Annotated in this window: 21 protein-coding genes and 1 pseudogene; 8 read left to right on the forward strand and 14 right to left on the reverse strand. The window is 71.6% G+C overall.

The genetic code is table 11. The features are described from left to right. Window positions 1-12 precede the first annotated feature (12 nt). Window positions 13-882: a class III extradiol ring-cleavage dioxygenase gene (locus C1M51_RS12970; RefSeq protein ID WP_310733930.1), complete on the reverse strand. Its 870-nt coding sequence runs from the start codon at window positions 880-882 to the stop codon at window positions 13-15. A gap of 188 nt (window positions 883-1,070) precedes the next feature. Between C1M51_RS12970 and C1M51_RS12975 the strand changes: the two genes are divergently transcribed. Beyond that, window positions 1,071-1,451, forward strand: coding sequence for a YciI family protein (locus C1M51_RS12975; RefSeq protein ID WP_129450347.1), 381 nt, complete (start codon window positions 1,071-1,073; stop codon window positions 1,449-1,451). Next, window positions 1,448-2,299, forward strand: a complete 852-nt coding sequence (locus C1M51_RS12980) for a hypothetical protein (RefSeq protein WP_129450349.1) — start codon at window positions 1,448-1,450, stop codon at window positions 2,297-2,299. The genes C1M51_RS12975 and C1M51_RS12980 overlap by 4 nt, the downstream gene beginning before the upstream one ends. Here C1M51_RS12980 and C1M51_RS19285 read toward each other — a convergent pair. Then, window positions 2,295-2,456 (reverse strand): annotated as a pseudogene (locus tag C1M51_RS19285) (integrase); the annotation flags it as partial. The gene C1M51_RS12980 and the pseudogene C1M51_RS19285 overlap by 5 nt on opposite strands. 388 nt (window positions 2,457-2,844) lie before the next feature. On the opposite strand from C1M51_RS19285, the gene C1M51_RS12990 reads away from it, so the two are divergent. Genes C1M51_RS12990 through C1M51_RS19075 form a run of 3 tightly spaced genes read left to right on the forward strand, consistent with a single transcriptional unit; the run spans window position 2,845 to window position 5,136 of the window. Further along, window positions 2,845-3,639 (forward strand): TIGR04255 family protein, encoded by a 795-nt coding sequence (locus C1M51_RS12990; protein ID WP_129450351.1) that lies wholly within the window; start codon window positions 2,845-2,847, stop codon window positions 3,637-3,639. A 12-nt stretch (window positions 3,640-3,651) separates the two neighbouring features. Further along, the gene (locus tag C1M51_RS12995) at window positions 3,652-4,290 is read left to right on the forward strand and encodes a hypothetical protein (RefSeq protein ID WP_129450353.1); all 639 of its coding nucleotides are present in this window, start codon (window positions 3,652-3,654) and stop codon (window positions 4,288-4,290) included. Between the two features lie 9 nt (window positions 4,291-4,299). Then, window positions 4,300-5,136, forward strand: coding sequence for a hypothetical protein (locus tag C1M51_RS19075; protein ID WP_207207747.1), 837 nt, complete (start codon window positions 4,300-4,302; stop codon window positions 5,134-5,136). A gap of 353 nt (window positions 5,137-5,489) precedes the next feature. Here C1M51_RS19075 and C1M51_RS13005 read toward each other — a convergent pair whose 3' ends face one another. Next, on the reverse strand, window positions 5,490-6,170 hold the full coding sequence (locus C1M51_RS13005) for a hemerythrin domain-containing protein (protein WP_129450355.1): 681 nt from the start codon (window positions 6,168-6,170) through the stop codon (window positions 5,490-5,492). A 192-nt stretch (window positions 6,171-6,362) separates the two neighbouring features. Between C1M51_RS13005 and C1M51_RS13010 the strand changes: the two genes are divergently transcribed. From C1M51_RS13010 to C1M51_RS13020, 3 genes are all read left to right on the forward strand, one after another. Then, complete coding sequence (locus C1M51_RS13010) at window positions 6,363-9,029, forward strand: LuxR C-terminal-related transcriptional regulator (protein WP_165349689.1); 2,667 nt, start codon at window positions 6,363-6,365, stop codon at window positions 9,027-9,029. A 175-nt stretch (window positions 9,030-9,204) separates the two neighbouring features. Further along, window positions 9,205-9,954, forward strand: coding sequence for an SDR family oxidoreductase (locus C1M51_RS13015; protein WP_129450358.1), 750 nt, complete (start codon window positions 9,205-9,207; stop codon window positions 9,952-9,954). Window positions 9,955-9,963: 9 nt separating this feature from the next. Continuing rightward, entirely contained in the window at window positions 9,964-10,878 is a 915-nt protein-coding gene (locus C1M51_RS13020; protein ID WP_129450359.1) for a LysR family transcriptional regulator, read from the forward strand. Window positions 10,879-10,886: 8 nt separating this feature from the next. Here C1M51_RS13020 and C1M51_RS13025 read toward each other — a convergent pair whose 3' ends face one another. From C1M51_RS13025 to atzF, 11 genes are all read right to left on the reverse strand, one after another. Further along, on the reverse strand, window positions 10,887-11,558 hold the full coding sequence (locus C1M51_RS13025; RefSeq protein WP_129450361.1) for a cysteine hydrolase family protein: 672 nt from the start codon (window positions 11,556-11,558) through the stop codon (window positions 10,887-10,889). Continuing rightward, a complete protein-coding gene (locus C1M51_RS13030; RefSeq protein WP_129450363.1) occupies window positions 11,555-13,159 on the reverse strand; it encodes an ABC transporter ATP-binding protein in 1,605 nt (534 codons plus the stop codon). Before C1M51_RS13030 ends, C1M51_RS13025 begins: the two co-directional genes overlap by 4 nt. After that, window positions 13,156-13,851 (reverse strand): cysteine hydrolase family protein, encoded by a 696-nt coding sequence (locus C1M51_RS13035; RefSeq protein ID WP_011828366.1) that lies wholly within the window; start codon window positions 13,849-13,851, stop codon window positions 13,156-13,158. The genes C1M51_RS13030 and C1M51_RS13035 overlap by 4 nt, the downstream gene beginning before the upstream one ends. Window positions 13,852-13,866: 15 nt before the next feature. Further along, window positions 13,867-14,790, reverse strand: coding sequence for an ABC transporter permease (locus C1M51_RS13040; RefSeq protein WP_129450365.1), 924 nt, complete (start codon window positions 14,788-14,790; stop codon window positions 13,867-13,869). Between the two features lie 2 nt (window positions 14,791-14,792). Next, window positions 14,793-15,890, reverse strand: a complete 1,098-nt coding sequence (locus tag C1M51_RS13045) for an ABC transporter permease (RefSeq protein ID WP_129450366.1) — start codon at window positions 15,888-15,890, stop codon at window positions 14,793-14,795. 611 nt (window positions 15,891-16,501) lie between these two features. Then, window positions 16,502-17,626, reverse strand: coding sequence for a BMP family ABC transporter substrate-binding protein (locus C1M51_RS13050; RefSeq protein ID WP_129450368.1), 1,125 nt, complete (start codon window positions 17,624-17,626; stop codon window positions 16,502-16,504). 229 nt (window positions 17,627-17,855) lie between these two features. After that, on the reverse strand, window positions 17,856-18,623 hold the full coding sequence (locus C1M51_RS13055; protein ID WP_129450370.1) for a GntR family transcriptional regulator: 768 nt from the start codon (window positions 18,621-18,623) through the stop codon (window positions 17,856-17,858). Window positions 18,624-18,650: 27 nt separating this feature from the next. Then, window positions 18,651-19,043 (reverse strand): oxalurate catabolism protein HpxZ, encoded by a 393-nt coding sequence (gene hpxZ, locus C1M51_RS13060; protein WP_011828371.1) that lies wholly within the window; start codon window positions 19,041-19,043, stop codon window positions 18,651-18,653. A 19-nt stretch (window positions 19,044-19,062) separates the two neighbouring features. Then, window positions 19,063-20,481: an AtzE family amidohydrolase gene (locus C1M51_RS13065; protein WP_129450372.1), complete on the reverse strand. Its 1,419-nt coding sequence runs from the start codon at window positions 20,479-20,481 to the stop codon at window positions 19,063-19,065. Further along, a complete protein-coding gene (locus C1M51_RS13070; RefSeq protein ID WP_129450373.1) occupies window positions 20,478-20,687 on the reverse strand; it encodes a DUF4089 domain-containing protein in 210 nt (69 codons plus the stop codon). Before C1M51_RS13070 ends, C1M51_RS13065 begins: the two co-directional genes overlap by 4 nt. A gap of 46 nt (window positions 20,688-20,733) precedes the next feature. After that, the gene (gene atzF, locus C1M51_RS13075) at window positions 20,734-22,599 is read right to left on the reverse strand and encodes an allophanate hydrolase (protein WP_129450375.1); all 1,866 of its coding nucleotides are present in this window, start codon (window positions 22,597-22,599) and stop codon (window positions 20,734-20,736) included. Window positions 22,600-22,650: the final 51 nt, after the last annotated feature.

A 22,650-nucleotide genomic window follows, 5' to 3' on the forward strand; every position in this document is an offset into this window, starting at 1 on the left:
AGGGCGGCGGGGTCAAGCCGCCAGCGCCTCCGCCAGCGGCTGCGCGCCCGCCCCGAAGGCATAGGCATCCATCGACAGGCAGCCGTAGGTCACCGCGTCGTGCAGCCGCAGCGCGGGTGCCGCCAGCCCGCCGGCCCCGGCCGCGATGTAGAACGGCAGCCAGTGCTCGTCGGTCGGGTGCATCAGCGCCGCGTGCGGCGCCTGCGTGCGGTAGGCCAGCAGCGCGTCGCGGTCGCGCGCGGCGCTGCGGCCGGCCACCCAGTCGCGGAAGGCGCGGCTCTCGGCCATTTCTTCGCCGTCCTCGGCGCCGAGCGCGTCGACCCGGCGCCGGCCGAACACCAGCTGCAGGTTGTGCGTGAGGCTGCCGCTGCCCAGCACCAGCACGCCCTCGGCCAGCAGCGGCGCCAGCGCCTCGCCCAGCGCCCACTGCGCCGCAGGCGGCTGATGCGGCGCCAGCGCCACCGGCAGCACCGGCACGTCGGCGTCGGGCCACGCGAAGCGCAGCACCGCCCAGATGCCGTGGTCCAGCCCGGCCTCGTCGCTGGGGTGCGCGGCGATGCCGGCCGCGGCCAGCAGCGCACTCACGCGCGTGGCCAGCGCCGGCGCGCCGGGCGGGCCGTACTGCAGTTCGTACAGCGCGGGCGGAAAGCCGCCGAAGTCGTGCACCGCGTGGTGCTGGGCGCTGCCCAGCACCAGCGGCAGGCGCGCGGCGGTGTGCGGCGACACCACGACGATGGCCTTGGGCCGGCCGAAACGCGTGTCGATGGTCTGGCCCAGGCGCCGGAAGAACGGCCCGGTGCGGCCCGGCTCCAGCGCCAGCATCGGCGAGCCGTGCGAGACGAACAGGGCGGGCAGGGGGATGGCAGGTGCGGTGGTGCTCATGCCTGCCATTGCATCACCGCCGCGGCGGGGCGGGGTTCAGCGGGTTTGCATGCAGCGTTCGGTGGGGGTGAGGGGGCCGGGCCGGAGCGGCCAGGCTGGCCGAGACCTGCGGCAAACTCTTTCTAGACGGTGTCGATTTCCGATCGTCAACTTCGTCGTGAGTGCATCACCCACCCTGAGGACGCCCCGTGAAATACCTCGGCCTTGCCTACTTCACCCCCGAAAAGTTTGCCGCGATGGCGCCGGACGACGTCAAGGACTTGGTGCGCCAATGCCCGGCATTGGACGAGAAGATGCGCGCCACGGGGAAGGTGCTGGTCTCCGCGTCGCTGGGCGATCTGGACAGGTGGCGGACGCTTCGCCCGCGCAGCGGCAAGACGCAGATCAGTGACGGGCCTTATGCCGAATCGAAGGAAGTGGTCGGCGGCCTGTTCATCATCGACGCGGACAGCCAAGACGAGGCGCTGCGCATCGCCGCCATGCACCCGGCCGCCACGCTGGGCGAAGAAGGCGGATGGGCCGTGGAGCTGATCCCCATGGACTTCTACTTGGCGTCGAGGTCAACGTGACCGGCAATGCGCCGACGCGCTGGCAAATGGCCTTCTCGGTCGAGTTGCGTCACGCCTACTTGGGTGACGTTGCAGCCTCCGCGCCTCTCGCGTGGCAACTGGTGGAGCCGTCTCCCGCACGGTTTTCAGCGCTGGGTCTGATGTACCGCGTCGACAACAGAGGGCTGTCCGTCTTCCGGTCCGATGGCTCGGGCGGCGACGCCGCTGCCGACCTGGTGTTTCAACTCACGGCGGAGGACCCGGCGTTCTTCGCGTACACCGACATCGACGTCGCGGACTTGGACTCCACGCTGTGGTTCGACAGCACTCTGGCCCCTGCCGCCGACGGCGACGGCGACACCGCTCGCAGGCTGCACATGCGCGCGACCGTCTCCGCGGCCGATCGGGCCGCACGGGAGGCGTTGCCCCTGCTGCGCTCGATCACGCAGCACGCCCCGCCTGTACTCGTCGGCTTCGTCCGCATCCGGTGGTCGTCGGCCGACCCGCCGCGGAGGGCCTGGTTCATCGCCTTCGACGCCCGCGCGGTGGTCTGGAGGTATTTGGTGCATGGCGCTTCTGGTCGCACGCTCTTCATCCGCGACGCAGATGGCCAGGTCGATTTCGAGCCGGCCACGCCCACGCCATGGCCGGGCAATACAGACACCGTGGCCCTGAATTCCACGGCTGCCATTCCGTTCAGGCAACGTTCGCCGCACCGCTTCCAACTCATGGAGACGGCTCCTCACGGTGAGCGTGTCCTGATCAAGCCACTGCCCGTCGCATCGCCGAGCGCCTTGGCCAAGGAGACGGTGAATGGCCGTGACCTCACGGTGGCCGAGATCCATGTCGACCTCCGAGGGAAGGTTTGAGAGCGGCGTGATCGCAGCCGCGTAGCTTGCGGTTGATGCCCAGGTCGATGAAAAGAGCGAGTTCTCGCAGCCGGCTCTCCATCAGCAGGCGGACTCGCAGTGCCCAGATGTCCTTGGGCTTGAAGGGCGCCTTCTGCCCGACGAACTTGCCCTTGTTTCACGGCTCGCGTGTAGTGGCAATGCCTGCGGGAGCCGGGATGGTCTCCCATCGACTTGAGGGTCGCACAGGATGCGCTTGCGCAACTTCAGGTCGCTGCTTCTTGCTGGCGACCGGCGGGGGCAGGCACCCACTTGTCCAGAACGCCAGCTTGTTGGGGTTAACGTTCGTTGGCCGTCTGACCAACTGCTGACTGTGATGACAGGCGTCTTTCCGGCACGTCATGGACAGCGTCTGGTCCGGAGTCCTGCATTGCCCTTAGTTAAAGCCCCTACGTGGAACGGCGCAGATATCTGGGTGTGAAGGACTTTACACAGCCCCAAACGCAGAGCTGTCAACCATGCTGTAAAGTGTCAACCTGATTGTCAAGTACGTTGCTGAGGACACTATGGGTAAGAAGTTGACCAATGCGCCGGTCTACTACACGGTCGCCCAAGTCCAGTTCAACCCGGTGCTGGATTTGGATGGGTACATCCCCGCCATCCAAGCCAAGATGCGCGAGGCGCACTTTCCAGATTACAAGAAGCAAGTCGTCCAGCAGCTTGTGTTGCCCTTCGGCAGCACAGGACAAGGGCAGATAGCCGCACCCACCGTAACGCCACAGTCGCGCTATCTATTTGGCGATATTGATGGGCGCTCCCTGTTCTTGCTAGAAACGAATGCCCTGTCGTTCCAGACCACCAGCTACGACACTTTCGAAACCTTCTCCAGAGTCCTTTTGAAGGGGCTGAGCATCGTGCAAGACGCACTGCACCTCGACTTCGTAGACCGTATCGGGCTGCGGTATTTGGATGCTATTCAGCCCTCGATGGACGGCGAAACATTGCGGCATTTTCTCGTGCCGGAAGTGCTGGGCCTCGCGCTACGAGGGGAAGGTCAACTTCAGCAATCGATCAGCGAGACCATCGTCTCGACTGCGGCGGGGCAACTCGTTTCGCGTGTCCTCATCCGCCATGGACACGTCGGTCTTCCCATGGAACTGGTGGGGCTGGCCCCCGCCATCGACCCTCGCTTTACTCAGCGCGAGGGCCTACATGCGATCGTCGATACGGATGCATCCATCGGTCATCGAGAGGTGTTCGAACCGTCCAAGGTGGGAGCACGCCTCACGGCGCTCCATGATGAAATCGTCAAGTCGTTTAATTCGACGGTCACCGACCATGCTCGGGCCTCTTGGGCCTAAGGTGGGAGCATCTTGAGCACAGCAATGACCTATGGCGGCTGGGTTACCGACCGGCCGGACGCCACCGGTGTCACTTCCACCCTCGTTCGTTGTGTGGGATGGATGACTGCTGCCGCAGTTACCGCGCTAACCAGCATCGGTACGGGTGGCGAACTTTCGCTGGAGCACCTACACCGAAGCGCGCGGCAATCGCAGCATCTGGGGCCCGTAGTTGAGGTCTCGGAGGTTGAGCAGGTTCGCACTCCTAGCGAAAACCTGTCGCGCATCCGCGAGGTGCTGAACCCTGCCGTTTCCGACCTCGCGACGACATTCGGCGTGTCGCGACAGTCCGTCTACAACTGGCTGAATGGAGACCCCGTTGCAGTGGAGAACGCCGCGAAGCTCCAAGATCTCGCCCAAGCTGCTGACGTGCTGGCGCATGAAGGCGTGGGGATCAATGCGACCCTGCTGAAGCGTAAGTTCGCCAGTGGCCGGACGCTGATGCAAGTCGCGCAGGCAGGTGAGTCCGCAAGAGACGCTGCCGTGCTGCTAGTCCATCTTCACAAACGCGAAGCGGTGCAACGCGAACGCATGAATGCCAGATTCGCAAATCGAGCGAAGACGCCCGCGAGTGCTGACTTCGACCTCCCTGCGTCTAACGACGATGCTTGAAGGTGAGACGTGGCGGGCTGGAGTCGTGACACCTTATGGCGCCAAGGGCATCTACTTGGCAAAGACGCGATTGAAGCCCTTGGTCTTCGTAACGCGACAGCACCTGGCGAGACGCTCGTCATCGTCGCCAGCCACGACTGCGACCTTGCGCAAGCCCCCGAATGGGAGCCGGTCGTCGAGGTCGTTGTTGGCCGGCTGGTGACGGACATGGATGGCAACTGCACACACGCCAAAAGCGCCCGCAAGCTCCATGTCGAATTTGCAGGCGCTGCTGTTTTCTATGCCGAGTTCGAGGCGACTGCGAAGCTGTGCATCGAGAAACACGCACTGAACGACTTCGTCCCGCGCCCTGAGGCACACCTGTCTCCAGAGAATCAAACCATCTTTCAGATCTGGTTGGCCAGCCGCTATCGCCGCTCAGCTTTCCCTGATGAATTCGAGCGCCGCCTGATCAAGGAGCTCAAACTGCACGAGAAGATTGCCAAGGCAGTGAAACCCCATGGTGATCTGATTGCAGGTGTCTTCTTCGATGTGGACGACGGTGCAGAAATAACTCGCGACGGCCCCGGCGACACCTATACCCTTGACATCACGATCCTGCACTCGGCTGTCCCTAACTTCGAAACGGCAGAGAAGGCGGCGGACACCGCAGCCAAGGCAATCGAGAAGGCGTTCAAGGACAAGCTATTCGACCCCACCAAGACGTGGCGGTACATCGAACTGCGATCCTGTGATCCGGTGTCGGAGTCGGTCCTGACATACCAGCACTTCAAGCAGTTGAAGCGGTGGAGGCTGGAGCACATTAGCCTAGCCGCGGAGCCGCAGCAGCCTGTGCTGGCCGAATAGGCGCTACGAATCCGGTCTGTGAATGTCCCAGCGCTGGCTGATCCGCTCCACCGAGACGTTGAGTGACGGTTCTGAGGTCGCTTGAAGGGCTGTGCGAAGTTTCGATTCGGGTCGGTACACCGCAAGTTAGAGTGGAAGAGAAGCGGTCGCCAGCGTGGGGTGGACTGTCCCACGCGAGCCCTATGACCGCAGTACCACGGGCAGCCGTCATTCGAGTCACCGCCGCTTCGCATGGCCCTACGACGGCTTGGTGCCAGCCAGCGCGAGTACGCACGCCAGCGTGCCAGCGTCAGCACCTGCTGCAATTTGGCCAGTCAACGCCGCAATGACCGCAGCACCGGCCATGCCTGCGCTCAAGCCTCCACCAAGCCCGGCACCACCTTCCGCCCCAGTGCCCGGCAGAGCTTGGCCCAAGCCCCATCGTCCAGCAGCGCGCGCGCCGAATCCAGCACCGGCTCGCGGGCCGCGGGCGGCAGGCCGGCGATCAGCTGCGCGCGCTCGGTGGGGTTGAGCGCCGGGATCAGCCAGCGCAGCCACAGGCTCATCTCTTGCGGGCCGATGCCGGCCAGGATGCGGTGCTCGATCGCCTGCAGCTCGGCATCGCTGTAGCCGGCCCACAGCGCCTGGTTGTGGCGGGTCTCCTCCACGTCCATGTGCTCGAAGTTCTCTGCGATGAAGGCGGCCAGCTGGCGGTACAGCCGGTGTGCCGCCGCGGCCTCGGGCGCGGCACGCAGCGCGGCGGCGTGCGCGCGCAGCGTGGCAATGCTGTCCAGGTGCTCGCGGTGTTCGCCGGCGATGCGCTGGCTGGCGCCGGCCTGCTGCGCCTCGAGGGCCGGGTGGATGCAGTCGTTCTCGTGCTGCAGGTGGCTGCTCGCGGCGTCCAGCAGCGTGTCGAGCTGGCCCAGGCCGGCCGCCAGGTCCTGCGGGTCGTTCAGGTCCAGCCGGCCCAGGCGCTGCAGCGTGTCGGTCATGAACAGGCGCAGCGCCTTGTGGATGGGGGCGTAGATGTCGAAGCGGGGCGGGGAGGTGCGCATGATGTTGGTCCGTCAGAAGGAAGGAGCCGTCAGTGTTGCGAGCCGCCGCTGCGCCGGCATCGCTCCGGAGAGCCATCGCGCCATCGCCGTGCGCGCATGGCTCTTCGCGCCGCGGCGGCGTGCCGGCTTCCTAGAATCGGGCAGCCTGCCGCGCTGTCGCGGTGGCCGCTGCCGCCGCCGTCGCTGCTGTCCATGGACAACACCCGCAACGCCTCCGCCGCCCCTGCCTCCAGCAAGCACCGCATCCCGCGGGCGCGGCGCGATGCCGTGCCGCGCCCGGCGCTGCTGGCGCAGGTGCTGGAGCAGGCGGCCGACGCCCGGCTGGTGCTGGTGCAGGCGCCGGCCGGCTTCGGCAAGACCACGCTATTGGTGCAGCTGGCCGCCGCGCTGGCCGTTGCCGCGCCGGGCATCCAGGTGGTGTGGGTCTCGCTCGACGCCGAGGACAACGACGCCAACCGCCTGTTCGCCGCGCTGTTCGGGGCCCTCGCGCCGCTGGAGCTGCCGTGGGCCGTGCCGCCCGCCACGGTGCTGGCCCAGCTGCAGGACGCCAGCCCCGCCGCGCGCACCGCGCTGGGCCTGCTGACCGACGCCCTCGGCGGCCGGCCCGACGCGCGAATCGCGCTGGTGCTGGACGACCTGCACCACGTCACCGACGCGGCGGCGCTGCAGCTGCTGGACACGCTGATCGCCCGCGCGCCGCCGGAGCTCTGCCTCTTCATCGGCAGCCGCACCGCGCCGCCGCTGTCGCTGGCGCGCTGGCGCGCCGGCGGCGAGCTGGTGGAGCTGGGCCTGGAAGACCTGCGCTTCGACCTCGGCGCCGCGCAGGCGCTGTGCCGGCTGCGCGGGCTGCAGGCGCCGTCCGAAGAAGCGCTGCAGGCCGCGCTGGCGCGCACCCACGGCTGGGTGGCCGGCCTGCACCTGCTGCTGGGCAGTGCGCGCCCCGGCACCGGCAGCCTGCCCGCGCTCGCCGGCCCGGCGGCCGACCGCCACCTGTTCGACTATTTCGCGCAGGAGGTGCTGGCCGGGCTGCCGCCGCCGCTGCAGCAGTTCGTGCTGTACGGCAGCGTGCTGCCCGAGCTCAGCCCCGCGCTGTGCCAGGCCGTCACCGGCCGCAGCGACGCCCGCGTGGTGCTCGACGACCTGTTCGGTCGCCAGCTCTTCCTCAGCGCGCTCGACGACTCCGTGCCGGTGCTGCGTTTCCACGACCTGTTCCGCGATTTCCTGCGCGGCGAGCTGGAGCGGCGCGAGCCGGGGCGGGCCGCCGCGCTGCACGCGCTGGCCGCCGCCGCCGAGCCGCGCGCCGAGCGCGCCGTGCCGCACTGGCTGGCCGCCGGGCGTTGGGCCGAGGCCCTGGCCGCGCTGCGCCAGGTGGCCGACGGCCTGCTGGCCGTAGGCGGCACGCACCGCGTGGAGCGCTGGCTGGACCAGTTGCCGCCGGCGTGGCGCGACGCGCAGGCCGACGCGGCGCTGCTGCGCGGCCTGTGCGCGTGGTCGCGCTGGGACTGGGGCCTGGCGCGCGACGAGTTCCAGCGCAGCCACGACGCCTATGCGCAGCAGGGCCGGCCGCGCGACCGCCACGTGGCGCTGGGCATGCTGGGCGCCTGCCACAACGCGCTGGGTGAGCTGGAGCGCGCCGGGGCCGTGCTCGCCGACGCGGCCGATGCCCAGCTGCCGCCGGCGCTGCAGGTGGCCTTCGATTCGCTGCAGGCCTGGCACGGCGTGGCGCGCGGCGACGGCCCGGCCGTGCTGGCCGGCCTGGCTGCGATGGCGGACAACGCGGCACGGGCCCCCGAGGCGCGCTACCCGAACATCGTCGACATGAGCTACGGGCACTTCACCGGCCTGCCCGGCACGCGGCCGCTGATGGAGCGGCTGGGCCGGCTGTGCCGTGCGGACCAGCCGGGCGGCGAGGTCCAGGTGCCGGCACTCCACGCCTGGCTGGCGTTCTGGCACGGCGAGCCCGGCGCGGCGCGCGAGGCCCTGCACGAGCTGCTGCAGCGGCAGCGCCAGCTGCCCGGCGACACCATGCTCGGCGTCGGCGCGCTGCACCTGCACAGCCTGCACCTCGCCGCGCAGGGCCACGCGGCCGAGGCGCTGGCGGTCGTCGCCCAGGTGCCCGGCCTCATGACGCCGGGTTTCAGCCGGGGCTGGCGGCGCACCTATGCGCATGTGCAGGCCCGCCTCCACTGGCGTGCCGAGGACGCCGACGGCCTGGCCGCGCTGCTGCCCGATCTGGCGCGGCCGCGCTCGGCGCGCGAATGGCCGGTGCTGGACACCGGCGCTGCGCTGCTGCAGGGCCAGCATGCGCTGCTGTGCGGCGAGCTGGCCGCGGCGCGTGCGCACCTGGAGCGCGCCGCGCGGCTGCAGGCCGGCGCACGGCTGCCGGCCTTCATGGGCGACGCACGCTTCGCGCTGGCGCTGTGCCGCGCCGCCCAGGGCGAGCCCGAGGCCGCCGCCGCGGCGCTGGACGAGCTGCTGTGCGAGGCGGTGCAGGACGACGGCCTGGGCAGCCTGCTGCTGGAGCCGCCGGCCCGGCTGCAGGCGCTGTGGCAGGCGCTGGCGCCGCGCCTGCGCTGCCCGGCTGCGGCACAGGCCCGGCTGCGCGGCCGCCTCGCGGCCTGGCTGCAGGGCGGTGTGCCCACCGCGGGCAGCGCTGCCGGCAGCGTGCCACCGGACGAGCCGCTGTCGGCCCGCGAGCGCGAGGTGATGGCGCTGCTGGCCGAGGGCCAGAGCAACAAGCTCATCGCCCGCGGGCTGGGCCTCAGCCTGCACACCGTGAAGCGGCATGTGGCGAACATCCTCACCAAGCTGGCGCTCGACAGCCGCACCCAGGCGGCCGCCTACTGGCACCGGCGCTGAGCCGGCGCGCGGGGGCGGAACCGGTCCGCGGGAAAACGTTCGATGGCATCGAACGTGTGCATCGAAAGCGTGGCACGGCTTCCCGGCCCCGGTCGACGACGATGCATGCATGGCGACGGCGGCCGATCTTCCTGATCTCGCTGCTTCGTTCGCCACCCAGCTCAGGAGACCTCTCATGAATCGCTTCGACAACCAGACCGTGCTCGTCACCGGCGGCAGCAGCGGCATCGGCCTGGCGGCCGCCAAGGCCTATGCCGCGGAGGGCGCCCGCGTCGTGATCACCGGCCGCGACGAGCAGGCGCTGGCGCGTGCCCGGGACGACATCGGCCATGGCGCCATCGCGCTGCGCAACGACGCCGGCAGCGTGGCGGAAGCCCGGCGCCTGGCGGAGGCACTGCAGGCGCAGGGCCTCGAACTGGACGCCGTGTTCATCAACGCCGGCGTGGCGCGCTTCGCGCCGTTCGCCGAGGTGTCGGAGTCGCTGTGGGACGACACCTTCGCCGCCAACGTCAAGGGGCCGTACTTCCAGATCCAGGCACTGGCGCCGCTGCTGCGCCCGGGCGCCGCGATCGTGATCAACGGCTCCATCAACGCCCACATCGGCATGCCCAACTCGTCGGTGTACGCCGCGAGCAAGGCGGCGCTGATCTCGCTCGCCAAGACGCTGTCGGCCGAGCTGCTGCCGCGCGGCGCGCGCGTCAACGTGGTCAGCCCCGGCCCGATCTCGACGCCGCTGTACGGCAAGCTGGGCCTGGACGCGGCGACGCTGCAGGCCACCGCTGCCGCCATCCAGGCGCAGGTGCCGGCGGGCCGCTTCGGCACGCCCGAGGAGCTGGCCTCGACGGTGCTGCACCTGTCGGCCCGGGAGTCGGCGTTCATCGTGGGCGCGGAACTCATCGTCGACGGAGGCATGAGCACCCTGTAACCTCGGTCCATGCTGTCCCAGGACGAACTCGCGATGCTGCAGGCCATCCGCGCCAGCGGCAGCCTGTCGAAGGCGGCGGCGCGGCTGGGCAAGGCGCCGTCGACCCTGTCGCATGCGGCGCGGCAGCTGGAGGCCCGCTACGACGCGCTGCTGTTCGACCGGCGGCGCTACCGGCTGGAGCTCACGCCGGCGGGCCGGCTGCTGGCCGAGGAGGCCGAGCGCCTGCTGGGCGACATGGGGCGCCTGAACACCCGCGTGCGCCAGATCGCCAGCGGCTGGGAAGACCGGCTCGGCATCGTGACGGACGAGCTGCTCGAGTTCCAGACGCTGCTGCCCGTCATCGCCGACTTCGACCGCCTGAAATCGGGCGTGGGGCTGCGCATCACCCACGAGGTGCTCGGCGGCACCTGGGGCGCGCTGCGCGAGGGCCGGGCCGACCTGGTGATCGGCGCGACCAACGAGCCGCCGGCGATTCCGCGGCTGCGCTGGTTCGAGCTCGGCGTGATGGACTGGGTCTTCGCGGTGGGTTCGCGCCACCCGCTGGCCGGCGCGGCCGAGCCGCTGCCGCGCGAGGCGATCCAGCAGCACCGCGCCGCGGTGGTGGCCGACACCTCGCGCGACGCCGGCACACGGACCTACGGCGTGCACGGCGGGCAGGCGCAGCTGGCGGTGCCGAGCATGGCGGCCAAGATCGCCGCGCAGCGCGCCGGGCTGGCCGTGGGCTGGCTGCCGCGGCAGCGGGTCGCGGCACTGCTCGCGAGCGGCGAGCTGGTAGAGAAGAAGACGGCCGACCCGCGCGAGCCCAACACGCTCTACGTCGCCTGGCGCGGCGAGCACGGCGGCAAGGCGCTGGCCTGGTGGGTCGAGCGCCTGCGCGAGCCGCGGCTCATGAAGCGCCTGGTGAACGGCCTGGAGGTCCGGTAGCCGGACGCTCAGGCCTCCGGCAGCGCCGCCAGCACCGCCGCGCTCGGCGCATGCCAGCCGACGATCGCGCCCTGCGCCGCGATCATCTCCAGCACCGCGGCCTTGTAGGCCGGGAAGTAGCTCTCGGTGCCGTCTTCCACCAGCAGGGCGTCGTAGCCGCGGTCGTTGGCCTCGCGCATCGAGGTCTGCACGCAGACCTCGGTGGTCACACCGGTGAACACCAGGTGGCTCACGCCCAGCGCCTGCAGCCGCTCGTGCAGGCCGGTGGCCCAGAACATGCCCTTGCCGGGCTTGTCGATCACGATCTCGCCGGGCTGCGGCGCCAGCGCCGCGATGATCTCGGTGCCGGGCTCGCCGCTGATCAGCAGCCGGCCCATCGGACCCGGGTCGCCGATGCGCAGCGTGGGTGCGCCACGCAGGCGCTTGGCCGGCGGGCAGTCGCTGAGGTCGGGCTTGTGCGCCTCGCGGGTGTGCACCACCGGCCAGCCGCGCGCGCGCCACGCCGCCAGCAGCGCGGCGATCGGCGCGATGGCCGGCACCAGCAGCGAGACGTCGTTGCCCAGCGAGGCGCCGAAGCCGCCGGGCTCGATGAAGTCGCGCTGCATGTCGATCACGACCAGCGCGGTGGCGCCGGGTGCGAGGCGGTAGTCGAACGGGGTGGCGGGGATGCTGATGCTCATGCGGCCTCCGGCAGCGGCGCGGCGTGCCCGTGGTCGGCGCCGCCGCCCATGTGCGCGCCGATGGTGTGGCGGTCCACGTCGGCGGCCGGCGTCTCGAACACGATGCGGCCCTCGCTCATCACCGCGATGCGGTCGGCCAGCTCGATCAGCTCGTCGAGGTCCTCGCTGATCAGCAGCACCGCGCCGCCGCGCTCGCGCACCTGCAGCAGCCGCGCGTGGATCTCGGCCACCGCGGCGAAATCGAGGCCGAACACCGGGTTGGCGGCGATCAGCACGTTCACCTCGCCGGCCAGCTCGCGCGCCAGCACGGCGCGCTGCACGTTGCCGCCCGAGAGCGAGCCGATCGGCGCGTTCTCGCCGCGCGTCTTGATGCCGTACTCGGTGATCCAGGCGCGCGCGCGTTCCTTCCAGGCGCCGAAGCGCAGCCAGCCACCACGCCGCAGCGGCGGCTGGTCGAAGTCGCGCAACGCCATGTTCTGCGCCACGCTCAGCTCGGCCACGCTGGCGCTGCGCAGCGGTTCCTCGGGCAGCGCGCGCAGCTTCAGCAGGCGGTTCTCGTGGCGCTTCGCGCCGTAGGGCACGCCGCCCACCCGCACCATGCCGGCCAGCCGCGGGCGCTGGCCGACCAGCGCCTCGACCAGCTCGCGCTGGCCGTTGCCGGACACGCCGGCAATGCCGAGGATCTCGCCGGCCTTCACCGCCAGGCTCAGGCCCTGCACCGCGAGCGTGCCGCGGTCGCCCAGCGCATCGAGCCCCTGGACCTGCAGCGCCACCGGCGCGTCGGCCGGCACCGGCGTGCGCGCCACCGGCTCGCCGTGGGCCGGCGCGCGGGCGCTGCCGCCGGCGGTCTCGCCGATCATGGCCTGCGCCAGCTCGGCCGGCGTGGTGTCGGGCACGCCCACGCCGTGCACCTTGCGGCCGCGGCGCAGCACCGTCACGCCGTCGGCATAGGCCATCACCTCGCGGAACTTGTGCGTGATCATCAGCACCGTGCACTCGCCGCGCCGCGCCACCGCGCGCACGAAGGCGAGCACTTCGTCGGCCTCCTGCGGCGTGAGCACCGAGGTGGGTTCGTCCAGGATCAGCAGCCGCGGCTTCAGGTAGAGCTGCTTCAGCAGCTCGAGCTTCTGCTTCTCGCCGGCGGCCAGCTGGGCCGGCGTGGCGTCGAGGTCCAGCGTGAACGGCGTGGTGGTCAGGAACTCGGCCAGCGCCTTGCGCTCCCTGGCCCAGTCGATCAGCGCCGGCGTGCGGCCGCCGGCCAGCAGCAGGTTCTCGGCCACCGTCATGCCGGGCGCCAGCGTGAAGTGCTGGTAGACCATGCCGATGCCGAGCGCGCGCGCGACGATCGGCGAGGCGATGTCCTGCTCGCGGCCGTCGATCAGCACCGCGCCGTGCTCCGGCGGGTGGTAGCCGGCCACGCACTTGACCAGCGTGGACTTGCCCGCACCGTTCTCGCCCAACAGCGCATGCACCGAGCCGGCCGGCACCTGCATCGACACGCCGTCCAGCGCGGTGAAGCCGCCGAAGCGCTTGGTGAGCTCGAAGGTGTCGAGCGCGAGTGCGCCCTCGGTCGGCGGTCGGGGATCGAGCGGGGCGGTCATGCCAGTGCCTCCAGCACCGCGGTGGACGAGGCCACCGCGCCGAACACGCCGCCCTGCATCTTCACCATGTGCAGCGCCGCGAGGTGGTTGCCGTGGTCGGTGGCCGCGGTGCAGTCCGACAGCAGCAGGCATTCGTAGCCGCGGTCGTTGGCGTCGCGCATCGTCGTGTGCACGCACACGTCGGTGGTGATGCCGGCCAGCAGCAGGTTGCGGATGCCGCGCACGCGCAGCAGCATGTCGAGGTCGGTGGCGTAGAACGAGCCCTTGCCCGGCTTGTCGATCACTGGCTCGCCGGGCAGTGGTGCCAGCTCGGGGATGATCTCCCAGCCCGGCTCGCCGCGCACCAGGATGCGGCCGCAGGGGCCGACGTCGCCGATGCCGACGCCGCCGGTGCCGGCACGGCGCGAGCGCCAGCGCTTGTTGGCCGGCAGGTCGGCGAGGTCGGGGCGGTGGCCCTCGCGGGTGTGGATGATGTGGAAGCCCAGCGTGCGCAGGCGGGCCATCAGCCGCTTGATCGGCTCGATGGGCGCGCGCGTCAGCGCCAGGTCGTAGCCCATCTTGTCGACGTAGCCGCCGACGCCGCAGAAGTCGGTCTGCATATCGATGACGATCAGCGCGGTGTTGTCGGGGCGCAGGTCGCCGTCGTAAGGCCAGGGGTAGGGCTCGGCATGGACGAAGGATTCGTTGGGCATCGCGGTCTCCTTCTCTCAGCGCGCGGATGACAGCTCGCCCGGGCTGCCCTGCGCCACGCTGCCGGGCCGGCAGCTCAGCACCAGGATCACCAGCGTGAGCACATAGGGCACGGCACTGAACAGGTAGTAGCCCTGGCTGATGCCGATGGACTGCAGCGCCGGGCCGATGGCGCCCGCGCCGCCGAACAGCAGCGCCGCGCCCACGCAGCGCAGCGGACTCCAGCGCGCGAAGATCACCAGCGCCACCGCGATCAGGCCCTGGCCCGAGGAGATGCCCTCGTTCCAGCTGCCGGGGTAGAACAGCGTCAGCGAGGCCCCGCCCAGCCCGGCGATCGCGCCGCCCGCCGCGGTGGCGGCGATGCGGATCGCGCCGACCGAGTAGCCCAGCGCGCGCGTCGCGTTGGCCGAGTCGCCGGCCAGCCGCACCAGCAGGCCCCAGCGGGTGCGTGCGAAGCCCAGCCACAGCAAGACCGCGAGCACGATGCCCAGCGGCAGCAGCGGGTTGATCTGCAGCGCGGCCTGCACCACGCTCGACTCGCTCCAGCCGCCCAGCGCGATGGGCGTGAGCTGCGGTGCCTGCGGCTGGATCAGCGGCTTGCCGAGGTAGAAGGCCAGGCCGGTGCCGAGCAGCATCAGCGCGATGCCGGTGGCCACGTCGTTCACGCGCGGCAGCGTGCACAGCAGGCCGTGCAGCAGCGCCAGCAGCGCGCCGGCGCCGGCCGCGACCAGCACGCCGACCCACACCGAGCCGCTGAGGTAGGCGCCGCCGAAGGCCGCCATCGCCGACAGCACCAGCACGCCCTCGAGGCCGAGGTTGATGCGGCCGGCCTTCTCGGTGAGGCACTCGCCGAGGCTCACGAACAGGAAGGGCACGCCGACGCGCAGGGCGCCGCCGAGGATGGCCGCCGAGAAGGCGATCAGGGTGTCGGTGCCGTCCATCGTCAGGTTCCTCCGCCCTCGACCTTCAACTGCACCGGCGCCGCCGGTCCGGCCGGCGGCCTGAGCTTCACCGCGGCGGCGCGCCAGTCGATGCCGCGCAGCGCCTCGCTGGCGAGGATCAGCACGAAGGCGATGCCCTGCAGCACCTGGACCGAGGCGTCGGGCAGGTCGAGCCGGCGCTGCAGCAGGCTGCCGGCCGCGCCGAAGCCGCCGAACAGGATGGCCACCGGGATCACGGCGATCGGGTTGTGCCGCGCGATGAAGCTCACCAGGATGCCGGCGTATCCGTAGCCGGCGATGATCGATGCGTTGGCGTTGGTGTGCACCGCGGCCACCTCGATCGCACCGGCCAGCCCGGCGCAGGCGCCGCCGATCGCGCAGGCGATCAGGATCAGCCCGCTGGCCGGCAGGCCCACCAGCTGCGCAGTGCGCGGGTTGCCGCCCACCACCCGCACCGCGAAGCCGCGCGCGGTGAGCGCCAGCCACAGGCCCAGCGCCACGCAGGCCAGCAGGCCCAGCACCAGGCCCCAGTGCACGTCGGAGCCGAACATGCCGCCGATGCGGATGCCTTCCTCCAGCGCACGCGTGGACGGCTTGTTCAGCGTGGCCGGGTCGCGCAGCGGACCCTCGACGATCTGCTTGAACAGCGCGATCGCGATGTAGGCGAGCAGCAGGCTGCTGATGGTCTCGTTGACGCCGCGGTACTGCCGCAGCGCACCGGCCAGCGCGATCCACGCCGCGCCGGCCGCCATGCCGGCCGCGCAGACCAGCACGGTGCCGATCACGTTGCCCGGCAGCGGCACCGCGTAGGGCAGCGCCGCCGCGGCCAGGCCGCCGAGCACCAGCGCGCCCTCGCCGCCGATGATCACCAGCCCGGCGCGCGCCGGCAGCGCGACGCACAGCGCGGTCAGCATCAGCGGCGCGGCGCGCTGCAGCGTGTTCTGCCACGAGAACCAGTCGCCGAAGGCGCCCTTGAACAGCAGCAGCCAGACCTCGGTGGGGTCGGTGCCGCCGAACCACACGAACACGCCGAACAGCAGCAGTGCGGCGGCCAGCGCGCCGATCGGCAGCAGGATGTCGGCGAGGGCGGTACTGCGCATGGCGGTCGGCTCCGGTGGCGTTCTTCAGGGGTGCGCGCAAGCGCGGCAGGCGGTGGGCGCCGGGGCGGTGAGGGGGTGCGGTCGGCGCGCTGCGCCGACTGCGCTGCGGTGCGCGGGCCGCAGGCGCGTCGCGCAACTCGCTCTGTTCGCTGCGCGAACGGCGCTCGGACAAGCGCGACGGATCGGATCACGAAGCGCGCTGCGCGCGCCGCCTGCGGCCCTGTGCTCCTCGCCGCACCCCGACATCGCCCCGGCGCCCACCGCCTGCCGCGCCGAAACCGCAGAGGTGCACGACAGCAATGCATCCGTAGCGTGATGGCCGGAGTGCGGGTGGCCGGGCTGGGGTGCGCGTGAGAGGCGCCGAGGCGCGCAGGGAGCGTGGCCGGCGCGCACGGCGCGCCTCGTGGACTGACTGGCCGCGGTTGTTCGAGTGCCGTGAGCGCAGCGAACAGAGCGAGTTCCGCGGCCCGGCCACGACGCCGAGCACCGCAGGGCGGTCGGCGCGAAGCGCCGACCGCCGACCTCGCGCTCCCCGGCCCGGCCGCCCGCGCTCCGGCTGCTTGCCACGAGCTGGAACCTGAGCCGGTCAGCACTCATGATCCGCGCCCACCTCAGATCGAGCCGACCACGCCCTCGACCAGGTAGTTCATCTTCTCGAGCTCCAGGTCGGTCTGCTTCAGCACCTTGCCGGCCGGGATGACCACCGCGCCCTTGTTGTCCTTCAGGCCGCCGGCGAAGATGTCGAACGAACCAGCGATCATCTTGGCCTTGATGCCGTCGGCGGCCTTCTTCGCGGCCTCCGGCACCATCGGACCGTAGGCCGACATCTTCACGTAGCCTTCCTTCAGGCCGCCGCGCAGGAAGTTCGGGTGCGGCTTGCCGGCCTGGGCCGCCTCGATGATGGTCTTGTAGGCGGTGAGCCAGTTCCACTCGGCGCCGGTCAGGTAGGCGTTGGGCGCGAGCTTGGCCTGGCTGGCGTGGTAGCCGCAGACCATCTTGCCGCGCTTGGCGGCGGTCTCGACGATCACCTTCGGGCCGTCCACGTGCATCGTGAACACGTCGGCGCCCTGGTCGGCGAGGCTGTTGGTGGCTTCGGCCTCCTTGACGGCCATCGACCACTCGCCGGTGAAGATGACCGTGCAGGTGATCTTCGGGTCGACCGAGCGCGCCCCCATCGTGAAGGCGTTGATGTTGCGCAGCACCTGCGGGATCGGCTTGGCCGCCACGAAGCCGAGCTTCTTGCTCTTGCTCATGTGGCCGGCGATCACGCCGTTGAGGTACTGGCACTCGTCGATGTAGCCGAAGAAGCTGCCGGTGTTCTTGGGGTGCTTGCCCTCGGTCCACATGCCGCCGCAGTGCGAGAAGCGCACGTCGGGGTACTTGGCGGCGAGCGCCAGCATGTGCGGATCGAAGTAGCCGAACGAGGTGGGGAACAGCAGCTTGGCGCCGTCCTGCACGATCATGCCGGTCATGGTCTTCTGCACCGCGGTGGTCTCGGGGACGTTCTCCTCCTCGACGACCTTGATGCCGGGCAGCTTCTTGACCTCGGCCGCGGCGGCGGCTTGCGCCTGGTTGTAGCCGAAGTCGTCCTTCGGGCCGACGTAGATCACGCCGATGGTCATCTTGGTCTGGGCCTGCGCGGCGCGCAGTGCCCACGGCGAGGCGGTGGCCAGGCCGGCGGCCGACAGTTGCGCCAGGGCGCGGCGGCGGGAGGCCCGGAAATCGTGTTGCGTCATGGTTCCTTCTTCCTCGATGTGGATGGCACGGCAGCAGCGGGGCGGGGCATCCGCAACCGGCGTGGCCGGTCTTGGTGCACGTATTGGTATACAAGATGGAATACGCAAGTGCCGTGCCTGCGGCCGGCTGCCGCAGCGGTGCTGCGGACGGGGCGGAAAAGCAGCGCACCGCCCGGCCCCGGGGCCCGGTGGCACCGGCAGCGGCAAGGGGGTGCCGGGGCGGGGGCCGTCAGCGCGCGAGCTGCGCGCGGGCCTGCTGGAGCATCGCCAGCGTGATCTTGCGGACCTCGGACTTGCTCTGCTCGACGTGGCTGCGCAGCAGCAACTGGGCCTGGTCGAGCTTGCGCTGCATCACTGCGCGCAGGATCTTGGCGTGCTCGGTGTAGGTGGCGTCGATGCGGTCGCCGCGCGTGAAATCGAGCCGGCGGATGATGCGGATGCGCTCGGTCACGTCCCAGTGCACGCGGGCGATCTCGGTGTTGCCGGCGGCGCGCACCAGCGTGGCGTGGAACTGCTCGTCGAGTGCACCGACTTCGCGCCCGTCGGTCAGGCGCTCGGCGGCCGGCAGCAGCCAGGTCTTCTTCAGCGCGTCGAGCTCGGGCGAAGAGTCGTCGGCACGGGCGCACAGCTTGGCCACGCTGGCGAGTTCGAGCAGCACGCGCAGGTCATAGAGCTGCTCGAGCTTGTCGAAATCGATCGGCCGCACGTACCAGCCCGACTTCGACTCCACTTCGAGGAAGCCCTCGTTGCGCAGCCGGAACAGCGCCTCGCGCACCGGCGTGCGGCTGACGCCGAGGCGGGTGCCGATCTCGGCCTCGGAGAAGCGGTCGCCGGGCACCAGCAGGAAGTCGTGGATCTCGGCCTTGAGCCGGGCGTAGGCCTGCTCGGCGAGGTTGCTGCGCACCGCGGTGGCGGGCAGCGTGGTGGCTGGGGCCGCGGCGGTGGCGCGCGCGCGGGAGGCGGCGGTTGCGGGACGGCGGGCGGGACGCGTGCTCATCGCGCGAGTCTAGACGGCGCTCGGAACTCAGCCATCGATCAGGCTCACGTGCGCGGCCACCACGCGCCAGCCGCCGTCGGCGAAGCGCACCCAGGTCTGGCTCTGGCGGCCGATGCGGGCGTCGCCGTCGCGGTGGAACTCGGTCATCGCGGTGGCGAAGTCCTGCCCGTAGGTGGTGATCACGGTAAGCGCCAGGCGGCGCGCCAGGCCCTGCGACGGCCGGGCGCGCCGGAAGGCGCGGATCGCGTCGATGCCGACCAGGTTCTCGGCGGTGCCGTAGCGCACCGTGTGGGCGCTCGGCCAGAACAGCGCGTCGAGCACCTCGATGCGGTTGTGGACCAGCGCGTCCTCGTAGCGGGCGAACACGGCCTGCATCTCGGCCAGCACCTCGGGGCGGTTGATGTCGTGGTCTTCGGTCATCGCCGATCTTCCTTCGGATTCAGTCGAGCGCGGCGACCGGCGAGCGCACCACGCCGGCGGCCTCGAGCGCGGCGCCGACACGCAGCGCGTGGTCCTCGCGCCAGGGCGCGGCGATCACCTGCACGCCGATCGGCAGGCCCGGCTGCGCCTCGCTGCAGCCCCACACCGGCACCGCGCACACCGGCAGGCCGATGCAGGAGATCGGCTGCGTCAGCAGGCCCAGGCTGGGCCGGGCCGGGAGCCGCTGGCCGTTCAGCTCCAGCCACTCGGTGCCGAGCCGCGGCGCGACGCAGGGCGTGGCCGGTGCCAGCAGCACGTCGACCTGGCCGAACAGCTCGGCCGCGCGCTGCGCGAACCAGCGCCGCACGCGCTGCGCCTGCAGCACCCAGGCGGCCGGCAGCAGCGCGCCGGCGAGGAAGCGGTCGCGCGACAGCGGCTCGAAGTCCTGCGCGCGCGTGCGCAGGTCGCCCAGGTGCAGCGTGGCGCCCTCGGCGTTGCTGATCAGGAAGGCGGCGGCGCGGGCGCGTGCCACCTCCGGCAGCTCGACGCGGCGCGTGACGCCGAGCGCCGCCGCGACACGCTCGACCGCGGCGCGCGCCTCGGGCAGCGCGTGCTCGTGGAAGTAGCCGCCGAGCACCGCGATGCGCAGGCCGTCCGCGCCCTGCGCCAGCGTGGCGTGCGTCGGCTCGATGGGGCGCTGCACGCAGCCGGGGTCGGCGGCGTCCCAGCCCTGCAGCAGGTCGTAGCTGAGCGCCAGGTCGGGCACCGAGCGCGCGAACGGCCCGAGGTGGTCGAGGCTGGCGACGAAGGGGTAGGAGCCGTGGCGCGGCAGCCGGCCGTAGGTGGGCTTGAGGCCGAACACGCCGCACAGCGAACTGGGCACGCGGATCGAGCCGTTGGTGTCGGAGCCCAGCGTCAGCGGCACCTGGCCGGCGGCGATGGCGGCGCCCGAGCCGCCCGACGAACCGCCCGCGCTGCGCGCCAGGTCGTGCGGGTTGTGGGTGGCGCCGGCGTGGCTGTTCTCGGTGGTGAAGCCGTAGGCGTACTCGTCCATGTTCAGCGCGCCCACCAGCACCGCGCCGGCGGATTCGAGCCGCTCCACCAGCGGCCCGTCGCGCAGCGCCGGCGCGCGCTCGCGCTCGATCTTCGAGCCGGCCAGCGTGGCCAGGCCCTGCACGTCGAACAGGTTCTTCACCGCGAAGGGCACGCCCAGCAGCGGCAGTGCCGCGGTGTCGCCGGCCGCGTGGCGCGCGTCGAGCGTGGCGGCACGCTCCAGCGCGCGCTGCGCAGTGAGGTCGGTGAAGGCATTGACGCGTGCGTCGGTGGCGGTGATGCGCGCGAGGCTGGCCTGCACCACCGCGCTGGCGCTCACCTCGCCGCGCTGCACCGCGGCGGCGATGCCGGTGGCGGTGCCGGCGAGCAGGGTGTCGGCGCTCACGGCGCGGCGTCCTGCGGCGACAGCGGCACGAACTGCGGTGCCGGCTCGTCCTCCACGGCGAGCGGCAGGCCGTTCACCAGCGCGGCCATCTGCGACGCGAGCGCGAAGTAGCGCAGCACGCCGGGGCGGTGCTCGGGCGCGAGCGGCAGGGCCAGTGCCGCGGCGGCGGCATCGACGTAGGCCTCGATCGTGTCGGGGGGCGGCATGTCGTTCTCCTGGAAGTCCGGGCAGATGAGGACGGGCGCGGCGGGCCTAGGCCGCGGCACCGCGCAGCGACGCCGCATAGGCGCGCCAGCCGCCGAAGGCGCTGACATCGGGCGCGCCGGCCAGCGCATGCGACTCGCACAGGAAGCCGTGCACCCAGCGGCCGTCGGCCAGCTCGATCGAGCCCAGGCCCAGCGGCGGCGGGATCAGCGCGAGGAAGGAGCCGACGGCGTGCAGCGGCAGCGCCCACACCTCGACCGCGATCGCGTGGCCTGCGTCGCCGGCGGCGACCCGCACCAGGCCGGGCTTCGGCGGCGTGGTGCCGGGCAGCGCGTGCAGGCGGTAGCGTGGCGCGGTGGTGGTGGCCTCGAGCAGGCTCGCGCCGCGCTCGGTGAGCTGGCCGTTCAGCGGCAGCCCCGACAGGTGGGCGCCCACCACGGCCAGCGACAGCGTGGGCTCGGCGGCCGGCATGGGGCCCGCCGGTGCCGCGGGCAGGTCTTCGAGGTGGCGGCGCGAGACGCCGAGCGGCAGGTCCATGGCACGCTGCCATTGCGCGCCGAAGCGGGCCAGCGCGGCGTCGGCGTTCGCCGGGGCGATGAAGGTGACGCCGAACGGCAGCCCGGCGGCCGGGCCTTCGGACACCGGCGTGGCGGTGAAGCCGGCCGGCACCGCCAGCGCGCACCAGCCCAGCAGGTTGACGAAGTTGGTGTAGGTGCCCAGGCCGGCGTTCGCGCCCAGCGGGTCGGCATCGACCTCGTCGAAGCGCGGGTGGCCCGGCGCGGTGGGCACCATCAGCACGTCGACCTGCTGCCACAGCGCGGCGGCGCCGCGCTGCGCCGCGCGCAGCCGGTACTGGCCGCGGAAGGCATCGGTGGCGCTGAAGGCGGTGGCCGATTCGACGATCTGGCGCACGCTCGGGTCCAGCGCCTGTGGGTCGTGCGCGAGCAGGGCCTCGACCACGGCATGGCGTTCGGCCACCCAGGGGCCGGCGTACAGCAGGTCGGCCACCCGGTGCAGCGGCGCGAAGTCGATCGGCACCGCGCTGTGGCCGAGCCGGCGCAGCTCGCCGAGCGCCTGCTCGAAGGCCGCGGCATAGCCGGCGTCGCCGCTGAAGACCGGATCGCGCGGCACGCCGACGCGCAGCGGGCCGTGCCAGCCGGCGGGCCCCGGCGCGAAGGCGCTGTACGCGTCGTCGGCGTCCGGCCCCTCGATCAGCGCGAGCACGGTGGCCGCGGCCGGCACGCTGTGCGCGAACACCGACACGCAGTCCAGCGAGCGGCAGGCCGGCAGCACGCCGGTGGTGGACACGCGGCCCGGTGTGGGCTTGAGGCCGACGATGTTGTTGAAGCCGGCCGGCACGCGGCCCGAGCCGGCGGTGTCGGTGCCCAGCGCGAGCGGCACGTCGCCGCGTGCGACCACCACCGCCGAGCCGGAGCTGGAGCCGCCGCTCACGCGGTCGGCGGCGAACACGCTCGCCGGCCGGCCGTAGGGCGAGCGGGTGCCGACCAGGCCGGTGGCGAACTGGTCGAGGTTGGTCTTGCCCAGCCACACCGCGCCGGCCTCGACGAGCCGCTGCACCGCGTGCGCCGAGCGCTCGGCAGCGTGCGAGAACGCCGGGCAGGCGGCGGTGGTGGGCAACCCGGCGATGTCGATGTTGTCCTTGACCGCGAACGGCACGCCGTACAGCGGCAGGGTGCGGGCGCGCGCGGCCTCGTCGGCGCAGCCGGCGGCGCGCGCCGCCAGCGCGGCCAGTTGGTCGTCGAGCTGGGCTTCGCTGGCGAGCAGGATCCACGCCGGGTCGGCCCCTGCGCCCGCCAGCTGGCGCCGCCGCTCGTGGAGCAGCGGGCCGGGCATCGCGCCATCGCGGTAGGCCTGCTGCCACTCTTCGAGCGTGAACGGGTTCGGTGCGTGCATGGTGTGTGCTGGTGCACTGTCTTGTGTACCAGTTGGGATGCAGCAGGAACC

The organism is Methylibium sp. Pch-M, assembly GCF_004136295.1.
Classification (GTDB): Bacteria; Pseudomonadota; Gammaproteobacteria; order Burkholderiales; family Burkholderiaceae_C; genus Methylibium; species Methylibium petroleiphilum.

What these genes read in the sequence shown, in the direction of transcription:
- C1M51_RS12970 (WP_310733930.1), bottom strand. Translation starts at nt 882, where the DNA reads ATGAGCACCACCGCACCTGCCATCCCCCTGCCCGCCCTGTTCGTCTCG.
- C1M51_RS12990 (WP_129450351.1), top strand. Translation starts at nt 2,845, where the DNA reads ATGGGTAAGAAGTTGACCAATGCGCCGGTCTACTACACGGTCGCCCAA.
- C1M51_RS13005 (WP_129450355.1), bottom strand. Translation starts at nt 6,170, where the DNA reads ATGCGCACCTCCCCGCCCCGCTTCGACATCTACGCCCCCATCCACAAG.
- C1M51_RS13010 (WP_165349689.1), top strand. Translation starts at nt 6,363, where the DNA reads ATGGACAACACCCGCAACGCCTCCGCCGCCCCTGCCTCCAGCAAGCAC.
- C1M51_RS13015 (WP_129450358.1), top strand. Translation starts at nt 9,205, where the DNA reads ATGAATCGCTTCGACAACCAGACCGTGCTCGTCACCGGCGGCAGCAGC.
- C1M51_RS13020 (WP_129450359.1), top strand. Translation starts at nt 9,964, where the DNA reads ATGCTGTCCCAGGACGAACTCGCGATGCTGCAGGCCATCCGCGCCAGC.
- C1M51_RS13025 (WP_129450361.1), bottom strand. Translation starts at nt 11,558, where the DNA reads ATGAGCATCAGCATCCCCGCCACCCCGTTCGACTACCGCCTCGCACCC.
- C1M51_RS13030 (WP_129450363.1), bottom strand. Translation starts at nt 13,159, where the DNA reads ATGACCGCCCCGCTCGATCCCCGACCGCCGACCGAGGGCGCACTCGCG.
- C1M51_RS13035 (WP_011828366.1), bottom strand. Translation starts at nt 13,851, where the DNA reads ATGCCCAACGAATCCTTCGTCCATGCCGAGCCCTACCCCTGGCCTTAC.
- C1M51_RS13040 (WP_129450365.1), bottom strand. Translation starts at nt 14,790, where the DNA reads ATGGACGGCACCGACACCCTGATCGCCTTCTCGGCGGCCATCCTCGGC.
- C1M51_RS13045 (WP_129450366.1), bottom strand. Translation starts at nt 15,890, where the DNA reads ATGCGCAGTACCGCCCTCGCCGACATCCTGCTGCCGATCGGCGCGCTG.
- C1M51_RS13050 (WP_129450368.1), bottom strand. Translation starts at nt 17,626, where the DNA reads ATGACGCAACACGATTTCCGGGCCTCCCGCCGCCGCGCCCTGGCGCAA.
- C1M51_RS13055 (WP_129450370.1), bottom strand. Translation starts at nt 18,623, where the DNA reads ATGAGCACGCGTCCCGCCCGCCGTCCCGCAACCGCCGCCTCCCGCGCG.
- hpxZ (WP_011828371.1), bottom strand. Translation starts at nt 19,043, where the DNA reads ATGACCGAAGACCACGACATCAACCGCCCCGAGGTGCTGGCCGAGATG.
- C1M51_RS13070 (WP_129450373.1), bottom strand. Translation starts at nt 20,687, where the DNA reads ATGCCGCCCCCCGACACGATCGAGGCCTACGTCGATGCCGCCGCCGCG.
- atzF (WP_129450375.1), bottom strand. Translation starts at nt 22,599, where the DNA reads ATGCACGCACCGAACCCGTTCACGCTCGAAGAGTGGCAGCAGGCCTAC.